9 protein-coding genes, 1 pseudogene and 1 riboswitch are annotated in these 9,993 nt (G+C 62.3%); of the genes and pseudogenes, 2 read left to right on the forward strand and 8 right to left on the reverse strand.

What is annotated here, in order from left to right; translation table 11 throughout:
* Positions 1-262 precede the first annotated feature (262 nt).
* The 4 genes from RTX98_RS14130 to RTX98_RS14145 form a co-directional block, all read right to left on the reverse strand.
* Complete coding sequence (locus RTX98_RS14130; RefSeq protein ID WP_312797370.1) at positions 263-1,612, reverse strand: FAD/NAD(P)-binding protein; 1,350 nt, start codon at positions 1,610-1,612, stop codon at positions 263-265.
* 66 nt (positions 1,613-1,678) lie between these two features.
* Positions 1,679-2,548 (reverse strand): aldo/keto reductase, encoded by an 870-nt coding sequence (locus RTX98_RS14135; protein WP_312797372.1) that lies wholly within the window; start codon positions 2,546-2,548, stop codon positions 1,679-1,681.
* An 89-nt stretch (positions 2,549-2,637) separates the two neighbouring features.
* Positions 2,638-4,350 carry an HAD family hydrolase gene (locus RTX98_RS14140; RefSeq protein WP_312797373.1) on the reverse strand — a complete coding sequence of 571 codons (1,713 nt, stop codon included), beginning with the start codon at positions 4,348-4,350 and terminating at the stop codon, positions 2,638-2,640.
* A 129-nt stretch (positions 4,351-4,479) separates the two neighbouring features.
* Positions 4,480-5,562, reverse strand: a complete 1,083-nt coding sequence (locus tag RTX98_RS14145; RefSeq protein WP_312797374.1) for a 2'-deoxycytidine 5'-triphosphate deaminase — start codon at positions 5,560-5,562, stop codon at positions 4,480-4,482.
* Between the two features lie 76 nt (positions 5,563-5,638).
* Positions 5,639-5,715, forward strand: a riboswitch (SAM riboswitch).
* Positions 5,716-5,781: 66 nt separating this feature from the next.
* Between RTX98_RS14145 and RTX98_RS14150 the strand changes: the two genes are divergently transcribed.
* A complete protein-coding gene (locus RTX98_RS14150) occupies positions 5,782-6,966 on the forward strand; it encodes an O-succinylhomoserine sulfhydrylase (RefSeq protein WP_312797375.1) in 1,185 nt (394 codons plus the stop codon).
* 10 nt (positions 6,967-6,976) lie between these two features.
* Here RTX98_RS14150 and RTX98_RS14155 read toward each other — a convergent pair whose 3' ends face one another.
* On the reverse strand, positions 6,977-7,300 hold the full coding sequence (locus tag RTX98_RS14155) for an MmcQ/YjbR family DNA-binding protein (protein ID WP_312797377.1): 324 nt from the start codon (positions 7,298-7,300) through the stop codon (positions 6,977-6,979).
* Positions 7,301-7,497: 197 nt separating this feature from the next.
* Here RTX98_RS14155 and apaG point away from each other — a divergent pair, with 197 nt between their 5' ends.
* Positions 7,498-7,893, forward strand: a complete 396-nt coding sequence (apaG, locus tag RTX98_RS14160) for a Co2+/Mg2+ efflux protein ApaG (RefSeq protein ID WP_312797397.1) — start codon at positions 7,498-7,500, stop codon at positions 7,891-7,893.
* A gap of 18 nt (positions 7,894-7,911) precedes the next feature.
* On the opposite strand, the gene RTX98_RS14165 is transcribed toward apaG, so the two are convergent.
* From RTX98_RS14165 to RTX98_RS14175, 3 genes and pseudogenes are all read right to left on the reverse strand, one after another.
* On the reverse strand, positions 7,912-8,907 hold the full coding sequence (locus tag RTX98_RS14165; protein ID WP_312797379.1) for an Hsp33 family molecular chaperone: 996 nt from the start codon (positions 8,905-8,907) through the stop codon (positions 7,912-7,914).
* Positions 8,900-9,850, reverse strand: a complete 951-nt coding sequence (gene argF, locus RTX98_RS14170) for an ornithine carbamoyltransferase (RefSeq protein ID WP_312797400.1) — start codon at positions 9,848-9,850, stop codon at positions 8,900-8,902. Before argF ends, RTX98_RS14165 begins: the two co-directional genes overlap by 8 nt.
* 8 nt (positions 9,851-9,858) lie before the next feature.
* Positions 9,859-9,993, reverse strand: a pseudogene (locus RTX98_RS14175) (acetylornithine transaminase); the annotation flags it as partial.

The raw sequence follows: 9,993 nt of genomic DNA on the forward strand, positions 1-9,993 counted from the left end.
GTCAGCCGTTGCGGCGGTGCGGAGGCTGCGGGATCAAGATGATGCAAGGCCAGCGAGCGCTGCCATGATGCGACCAGCGCCGAGCGCGCCGCTTCGTTGGAAGCGATCGCCGCCTGCACGCGGTTCTTGTGTTGCGCGATGTGTGTTCCGACCACGGTCTCCTCCCGTTGCCTGCGAATGCCCTACTGCTTCCGTTCAACTCCGATTGTCATGCCTGTTGCCGGCGGTCTCCTCCCAACCGGCAACAGAGCTTAGCCTGTGTTCAGCAGTCTGGACAAGCACCATCCATCGGTTGCGCATCGCCGGCCAGCCGCTGCGCCAGATCGGCGACCTGGCCGCGAATATCGGGAATGGCGATGATCTCCCAGAAGCACCCCGCCGTGATCGGTCCCACAGCAAAAAGCCTATCGGAAACGGAGCCATCGCCACGGATCGTCGCGCCTTCCGGCGTGACATGGATGCCAAGGCCGAGAGGGTCGCGATGAAGGATGGCCGCGTCGCGTAGTTCGGCCAGCAGCGGGTTGTGGGTCCTGGCGAGATCGCCGCTAGCGCCACGGCATTCGATCACCAGACGCGCCTCGATGCGCTGTTCCTGGTGGGTGCCCCGCTTCTCGATCGTCACGACAGCGCCTTCGCCGTTGCCTTCCACCGCAGCCACGCGGGCGCTGATGATGCGCAATTGGCCGTCCGCCTGTGCGGCCGCCAAACGCGCATAGATCTGCGGCGCCATGCGGTGGCGATGAACATCCCAGAAGGGACGAACGTGGCGCAGGAAGCGCTGGTGGTCCTTATCGGAAAGACCTTGCCACAGCGCCTGCGTGTGGGGCCGAAGGCTATCCACCACCCCGCGCCAATCAAAACCTTCGGCCTGTTTCTGAAGCACACGCTTTCGCAGCCAGCGGACCATGCCGATCAGATCGGTCTGTTTGGGCACGTCTGCCGCGCTCAACTCCATTGGCTCCACAGAGCGATGCGGCTGCGGAAGCAGGCCGCGGCGCGAAATGGCGGTGATCGGCCCCTTGTGGCCGCGATCAAGGAGCGACACCACGGCGTCCACCATGGACAGGCCGGTGCCGACGATGGCGATGGGCGCATCATCGGACAAAGATGGGATCGGTGCGTTGGACCAGCCGACGTGCCGCCAAGGTACATCAGGCAACGAAGGCGCTTCGTTACCGGTGGCAAGGATCGCCGCTTCGGCAGTATATCGCGCGCCATCCTTGGTCACGGCCGAAACGCCGCCACCGTCCTCATCGAGCGTCGCGACATCACTGCGCACCCATTCAAGGCGAGGCGTGTTCAGAAAAGGCGCGATGAGGCTCTGGAGATAATCGCAGTACAGACGGCGCGGCACATAGGAGTGTCCCGTCCAGCCGCCTTCCGGTTTCCATTGGTCGACATGGCCGATCCAATCCTGGAAGTGGCTGGGTTGATCGGGGAATGCGCTCATACGCTCAGCGCGAACATTCAGGAGGTGGCCTGGATGCTCCGTACCGTAAGCAATGCCGGCGGCAAGGTCGCCGCGTTCAAACAGGACGACTTTTTCAATCTGCGGCCGCGATAGAAGCTGGACGGCGGCCAGAACACCACTGGCTCCGCCGCCGATCACCATAAACGTTCTCAGAACAGCCTCCAGGTCGCAAATCCAATTCGGTTATCGCGACCTGGAAAGCGGAAATCAACCTTTACGGCCTTCCTCATCTAGCGCATCGAACTCGCCTTCAGTCAGGGAAATGGCCGCACCGGCGACATTCTCCTCAAGATGCTTGACCTTCGACGTGCCGGGGATCGGCAGCATCACCGGCGAGCGCTTCAGGATCCAGGCGAGCGCGATCTGGCTCGGTGAAGCCCCATGCTCGCGTGCGATGGTGTCGAGGATGCTGCCTTCAACCGCGAGGTCGCCTGACGCCAGCGGCGCCCAGGGGATGAAGCCGATCTTGTTGGCCTCGCAATAATCGAGAACATCCTCGCTGCCGCGCGCCACCAGATTGTAGCGGTTCTGCACGGTCGCTACCGGAAACACCTTCGATGCCGCATCGATGTCTTCCACCGACACTTCGCTCAGACCGGCATAGCGGATGATGCCCTGGTCGATCAGCGACTTGATGGCATCGAACTGCTCACTGCGATCGACATCTGAGTCGATGCGGTGCAGTTGCCAAAGGTCGATCTGCTCGACGCCGAGCTTCTTCAGGCTCTTCTTGGCTTCTTCGATGAGGTGCTCGGGATTGCCCTTTGGCGTCCAGATATTCGGGCCTTCGCGAGTCAAGCCGCCCTTAGTGGCGATCAGCATGTCGCTGCCATAGGGATGCAGCGCTTCGCGGATCAGCTCTTCCGACACGTCCGGACCGTAGGAGTTAGCGGTGTCGATGAGGTTGATGCCGAGTTCGGGCACCCGCTTCAGCGTGCGGATGCTTTCTTCGCGATCTTCGGGCGGACCCCAGATGCCGGGGCCGGTGATCCGCATGGCGCCGAAGCCGAGACGGTTGACGGTGATGGAACCGCCGATGGAGAATTGGCCGGACTTAGCCGCGTCGAGTTCGGGCATGGTACGCTTCCTTCTGCTTGGGATTGCAGCCTTACATAGGAAGCAGGCCGGCCCTTGTCAGGGCAGCGAACCGATCGAGTGGCCTTTCCTCATTCCGGTGCGGCATCCGGCGCGGTGTAACGGCGGCGCACGGCTTCGATGATGCCCTTGCGCGTATCATCTGGCGACAAGCTGTCATCCTGCTCGATGGCGCGCGCTTCTTCCGCCATCTCGTCGTCGCGCAGCTGCTTCTTGAACCAGGTCGAAAAGTCGCCGGCGCGCAGATGGTGCAGCCAGGTTTCCTCGTCGATCCCTTCCGCGACCTGGACGAAGATCATGAGATTCTGGATGCGCAGGTTCATCTTGTCGCCTGGGCCGCGGAAATAGAAGCTGCCCTGCTCGTTGAGCGTGCCGACCGCATATTTACGCGAATGGCGCTTGCGCGATTGCAGCGGCTTGATCGGCGTGATCGGGCGCGGCGCGTCCTCGCCGTCAGGACGCCAGAACAGTACCTGCTCATCCGATGCCGGCTTCACGCCTGCGGGCATGTCGCGGCCGGTCATGGCGCAGAATTTCTTGATGACCTTGTCGCCTTCCGGCCCCAGCGCGATCACCGCCGTCGCGAGCTTCAGCGCATCAGCCGACACGGAATCCGGATGCACGGTGATCATGATCATGCCCGGAAAACGCACCGACAGCACCAGCGGCGTGTCTTCGCGGCGCTTCGGCATAAGGTGATGCGTTTCATCGACGATCAGCCAATGCGGTCGGGCGCAGCGCGAGCGCAGCCGGCCGAGTTCAGGCAGGAAGTCGGTGAAGAAGGGCGGACGCTCATCCAGGCCGAGCGCAAGCGTGCTCACCACGATGTTGGTGCGGCTCTGTTCCAGCAGCTGCAGGGCCTGTTCCTTGGTCGGTGCAGCCTCGCCATCGCCGACCACGACCGCATGTTCCAGCCCGTCATAATCGCCTTCCGGGTCGAACACGCAGAACTGGAAATCCTTTTCCACGAAGCGTTCAGTCAGTGCCGTCGCCAGCGTGGACTTGCCGATGCCGGACGTGCCGGCGATCAGCACCGTGTCTGTCGGCCAAAGCTCGACAGGCGTATCATCGTCGTTGCAGCCAACGGCAACCGCCTGCTTCTGAACCAGCGGTTCCTCGCCGCCCTTCTTCAGCACGCGGTCGATCAGGTTCTCGACCGCGCGCCCTCGCTCCGAGCGCATCACGAGGTCGGCCGTTTCTTTCAGGGCCGGAATGGCGTTGGCTACCGCGACCCCAAGCCCGCAGCGGCGCAGCAGCGCATGGTCGTTCTCGGCATCACCAATGCCGATGACGTTGTGTGCGGAAAAGCCGAGATCATCGAGCGCGGCATCGAGGCCCGTCGCCTTGTTGACCCCGCTTTGCAGGATCATCACGGCGCTCTTGTTGAAGATGATTTCGAGTTCCAGGCCCTGTTCGCGGATGAGGTCCAGTGCCGTATTCTGATGCGGCTCCCAGGTCGCGACGATGGCGCGCCCCACTGACATGCGATCCACGCCGCGTTCCTTAAGCGCTTCGATAAAAGCCGGCGGCGGCGGCGTGGCGATCACGCGCTCTTCTTCGCTGGCGGGCGTGTAGATCAGCGCGCCATTCTCGGCGACGATCTTGTCGAACAGCTTGAACTCGGGGAAACATTCCTTCAGGTCCGGCAGCTCACGGCCGGTGACGAGGATGAGCTTGCGCCCGCTTTCCTTGAACCGCTTCAGCGCCGCCAACGTTTCGGCAGAAACCTTGCCATGGGTGGCAAGCGTTCCGTCATAGTCCGTCGCCAGCGCGATATAATACATCCGTTCTCCGATCAGGCAGCCTTTGTTGATGCATCAACGCGCCGCGCTCAGATCAGTTACAGCTAATGCTGCCGCAGTGCGATCACACTCTGTTCAGAGCGCTGTGTTCGATCAGCGCCACGCCTCGTATCAACGGAAATGCTTGGACAGCTTCAGGCCCTGCGCCTGGTAGTTCGACTGGAGGTCCGCGCCATAAAGCGCATCGGGCCGCCCCTGCATATGCTCGTATACTAGACGGCCGACGATCTGGCCGTGTTCGAGAATGAACGGCACTTCGTGGCTGCGCACTTCCAGCACGGCACGGCTTCCCGTACCGCCAGCCTGCGAATGGCCGAAGCCGGGGTCGAAAAAACCGGCATAATGGACCCGAAATTCCCCTACCAGCGGGTCGAAAGGGGTCATTTCCGCCGCAAAATCGGGCGGAACATGCACGGCTTCGCGCGAAACCAGGATATAAAACTCGTCGGGATCGAGGATCAGCTCGCCCTGGCCGCGATCCGTCAGCGGCTCCCAGAAGTCGGCTGCGTCTTGAGCTGCGCGCTTATCAACATCCACCACGCCGGTGTGATGCTTGCCGCGATAGCCGATCACGCCACCACCGGCTCCCTTGAGGTCGATCGACAGCGCGATACCGTTGCCGGAAATGTTGGGCTGTTCGGATGCGACCAGCGTTTCGCGCTCATGCAGATCGAGCAGCGCTGCGCCGTCCAGCATCGCCGAGCCCGTGCGGAAGCGGATCTGCGACAGTCTCGAGCCGGTGCGCACCACGATCGGGAAGGTACGCGGGGAGACTTCGAGATAGAGCGGGCCGCGATAGCCGGCCGGGATCTTGTCGAATTCCTGGCCGTGATCCGTCATCACACGCGTAAAGATGTCGAGCCGGCCGGTCGAGCTTTTCGGATTGGCGGAGGCCGCGATCTCGCTCGGCAGCGCAAGCGCCTCCAGCAGCGGCACGATGTAAACGCAGCCGGTTTCCAGCACCGCGCCGGCGCTGAGGTCGATCTCGTGCAGCTTCAGGCGGTCGAGCTTGGCTTCGACCGTGCTCGCTTGGCCCGGCAGAAAGCTCGCACGCACGCGGTAAGCTTTTGCACCTAGGCGCAAATCGAGGCTCGCCGGCTGGATCTGGTCGGTGTCGAGCGGACGGCCAGTCGTCAGCGCGCCGCTTTGAAAAAGCGCCGCTATGTTTCGATCGGGAAGAATGCCTGTACGCAACCTGAGCCTACTCCTACGCGTGCGCGAGGATGGGCAAAGCGCAAGGTTGACGCAAGCATTCGCGCGGGTCTAAAGGACCTTATCCCGTGGTGATTTGCCGGTCGGCTTGCAGCCACGTTAAACAAGTCGCTAAAGGACCGCGGGCGTTGAGCCTTTTGGACCGGTTGCGACGTCGCGGCCGGTTTTTTTGTGCCGGTCTTTCAGTTTTGGGACATGATGATGAGCTTTGATACGCGCAACTGGAAACCCGCCACCACCCTCGTCCACGCAGGCGCGCTGCGATCGAACTTCGGTGAAATGTCGGAGGCGATCCACCTCACCCAGGGCTTCGTTTACGACACGGCCGAGCAGGCGGAAGCGCGCTTCAAGGGCGAAGAACCCGGCTTCATCTATTCGCGCTATGCCAACCCCACCAACGACATCTTCGAAAAGCGCATGTGCGCGCTGGAAGGTGCGGAAGAAGCCCGAGCCACCGCATCCGGCATGGCCGCCGTTGCCGCCGCCCTTCTTTGCAGCCTCAAGGCCGGCGACCATGTCGTCGCTGCGCGCGCGCTTTTCGGGTCCTGCCGCTGGATCATCGAAACCCTGATGCCGCGTTATGGCATCGAGTCCACGCTGGTCGATGGCCGCGATCTGCAGGCCTGGGAACAGGCCGTGCGCCCCAACACCAAACTGTTCTTCCTGGAAAGCCCGACCAACCCGACGCTTGAGGTCGTGGATATCGCGGCTGTCGCCAAGATCGCGAACAGCATCAATGCGCGCCTCGTGGTCGACAACGTCTTCGCCACGCCCTTGCAGCAGAAGCCGCTCGAACTCGGCGCGCATGTCGTGGTTTATTCCGCCACCAAGCATATCGACGGACAGGGCCGCTGCCTCGGCGGCGTCATCTTGTCGGACAAGGAGTGGATCGAAGAAAAGCTGCAGGATTATTTCCGCCACACCGGCCCGAGCCTGTCGCCGTTCAATGCCTGGACCCTGCTGAAGGGCTTGGAAACACTGCCGCTTCGCGTCAAGCAGCAGACGGAAAGCGCGGCTAAGATCGCAGACTTCCTGGCCGATCATCCCAAGGTTTCGAAGGTCATCTATCCCGGCCGCAAGGACCATCCGCAGGCCGAGATCATCGCGCGGCAGATGACCGGCGGCTCCACGCTGATCTGCTTCGAGCTGAAAGACAAGGCAGCGGCTTTCGGTGTCGCCAACGCGCTGGATATCGTTTTGATCTCCAACAATCTCGGCGATGCAAAGAGCCTGATCACCCATCCGGCAACCACCACCCACAAGAACCTGACGCCGGAAGCGCGCGCGGAAGGCGGCATCGGCGAAGGCACGTTGCGCTTCTCCACCGGCCTGGAGGACACCGACGATCTGATCGCCGACTTCGATCAGGCTTTGTCGAAGATCTGAAGGTTCGGATCTAAAGCAGCGCTCTCGGCGCCACGCTCCGCCAAGCCAGGTGCATGGCCTGGCGGAGCAGGTCGGGCTCGATCTTCTCCAGCGCGATCATCGTCCAGCCTTTTTCGCCCCAGCTTCCGGGGACGGGCGTGAACAGCGCCTCCGCCTGTTCGCGAAACAGGATCTGCTCTTCCGGCGAAAGCTTCACCACAGCGCGGCCGTCCTGTGTGCGAAAGGTCGCGAAAATATGCCCGCCGACCCTGAAGTCGGCCACGTCGAAATGGCTGTCTTCAACGGCCTGCGGCATGGAAAGCGCCAAAGCGCGGAAATCTTCCTCCGTCATCATTTTAGTCCTCCCAAAAGGAGACTACGACTGAAACATCGTTCTGGCGAGAAGCATGCATGTGGAGGCGAGGAGTTGCCCGCGCTATCCGCGCCAGCGCCAGCCATCAAGCCTGTCCGAGCGGCGGAACAGTGTGGCTTGACTGCGCTTGTTGAGACAGCAAAGCTGCAACCGGGCGGGAAGACGGGAACTGAGTGACCATGTATCGCGCCACCACCTATGACATCGAAGTCACCGCCGAGCCGTTCTATCTCGAGGACCGCTCCGATCCAGACGATAGCCACTATCTCTGGGCCTACCGCATCACGATCGCCAACAAGTCGGACCAGGCGGTGACCCTTGTTGCCCGCCATTGGCAGATCACCGATGCGCGCGGCAAGGTGGAGATCGTCGACGGCGAAGGTGTTGTCGGCGAGCAGCCGGAGCTCGAACCCGGGGATAGTTTTCAATACACGTCAGGCTGCCCGCTCAGCACACCATCAGGCTTCATGGTCGGGCGCTACGACATGCAAGGCCGCGACGGCGCCGTGTTCAGCGTCGACATTCCCGCCTTCTCGCTCGACGCGCCGCAGGCTACGCCGCGCGTCGTGAACTAAGGACCTGAGCCGCTTGGATCAGTGCCTGACCCGGAACTCGGCGGGATCGAAGCTGTATCGCGTCGAGCAGAACTCGCAGCTCACATGGATCTGGCCATCGGCTTCGGTGGTTTCGGTGATCTCTTCGGCCGAAAACCCTTCCAGGATGCCGCGGATCTTGTCGCGCGAGCAGGAGCAGTCGTCCTTGACTTCGACGCTGTCAAACACGCGCACGCCATGCTCGTTGAACAACCGGTACAACAACCGCTCGGCGCCAACGGTCGGGTCGAACAGCTCGTCCGGCTCGATCGTGTCCATCAAGGCGACCAGTTCCAGCCAGGCATTGTCTTCCGGGCCATCGGCGATGTCTTCGTTGGGATCGTCGCCGCCGGGCAGATCGCGCACCTGCAACCGCTCCGGCGCACGCGGCAGGAACTGCGCCAGCATGCCGCCGGCACGCCAAAGCTCCTTGGCCCCGCCCTCACCCGGCACGATCTGCTTGGCTACCGCCAAACGCACTTCGGTCGGGATCTGCTCGGACTGCCGGAAATAGATGCGCGCAACGTCCTCGAAGGAGGTCGCTTCCAACTGCACGATGCCTTGATAACGCTGAGTGTGCGCACCTTGATCGATGGTCAGCGCCAGAACACCATTGCCCAGCAGTTCGGCCGAGGTGGTCGCTTGATCCGCAATCGCCGCCTCAACGCGCTCGGCATCGAAACGAGCATAGCCGCGCACCGACGACGGCGAGGCGAAATCGGCGACGAGCAGATCGACGGGCCCATCCGTGCGCGTTTGCAGAATGAACTTGCCTTCGAACTTCAAGGAGGTGCCGATCAGAACCGTCAGCACGATCGCTTCAGCCAAGAGGCGCGACACCGGCTCAGGGTAAGCATGCCGTTCCAGGATGCTGTTGATCATCGGCCCGAGCTGGACCGTACGGCCGCGCACATCCAGCGGCGCCACTTCGAAGGGCACGACATGGTCGTCGCCGGCGACCCCGAAGTCGCCCAAACGCAGGTTTGTATCAGGCAAAAGCAGTCGCCTCGTTTATCGCAGCGGGTTGTTCAGCAGCCAGACACCAAGCCAGCACGGCCTTTTGCGCGTGCAGCCGGTTTTCGGCTTCGTCGAAAACAACGGAATGCGGCCCATCGATGACCTCGTCGGTGACTTCCTCGCCGCGGTGAGCGGGCAGGCAGTGCATGAACAAGGCCTCGGGCCGCGCCCGCGCCATCAGCTTTTCGTTGACCTGATAAGGCAGGAACACGTTGTGACCGCGCGCCTTATCCTCAAAGCCCATGGACACCCAGGTGTCGGTCACCACGCAATCCGCGCCGTCGACCGCATCTTCCGCCGTCCTGGTGAAGGTGACGCGGCCGCCATTGGCCTTGGCCCAATCGGTAAAACGCTCCACCGGCTCGCTGCCTTCCGGCACCGCGACGTTCAAGCGGAAGTCGAAACGCGCGGAGGCTTCCATCAGGGAATGCAGCACGTTGTTGCCGTCGCCGGTCCAGGCAAACAGCTTATCCTTCACCGGTCCGCGATGTTCCTCATAGGTCATCAGATCGGCCATGATCTGACACGGATGCGTTTCGTCCGTCAGGCCGTTAATTACCGGCACGGTCGCGTTTTCCGTCAGCTCGATCAAACGGGCATGATCGGTGGTGCGGATCATGATCGCATCGACATAGCGCGACAGGACCTTGGCGGTGTCGGCGATCGTTTCCGAGCGTCCCAGCTGCATTTCGGTGCCCGTCAGCATGATCGTTTCGCCGCCGAGCTGGCGCATGCCGACATCGAACGACACGCGGGTACGGGTCGACGGCTTGTCGAAGATCATCGCCAGTGCCTTGCCTTCCAAAGGCTTTGACCGCTCGCCGGCCTTCAGCCGGGACTTGCGGGCATGGGCATCATCCATGATGGCGCGCAGCTGCTGCGGCGCCATGGAGGACAGATCGGTGAAATGGCGAACAGTCATGGTGCCGCTCATGCTGCCGATCCATTCGCCTGGCCGAGACCCTGTTGGCTCAAGCCCTGCGCGGCCCTGCGGATGCGGTCAACGCCGTCGCGGATCTCCTCGTCGGTCAGCGTCAGCGGCGGAAGAAGGCGCACCACATTGTC

Origin of the sequence: Tianweitania sp. (assembly GCF_032053605.1) — a bacterium.
In the GTDB taxonomy this organism is placed as follows: Bacteria; Pseudomonadota; Alphaproteobacteria; order Rhizobiales; family Rhizobiaceae; genus Tianweitania.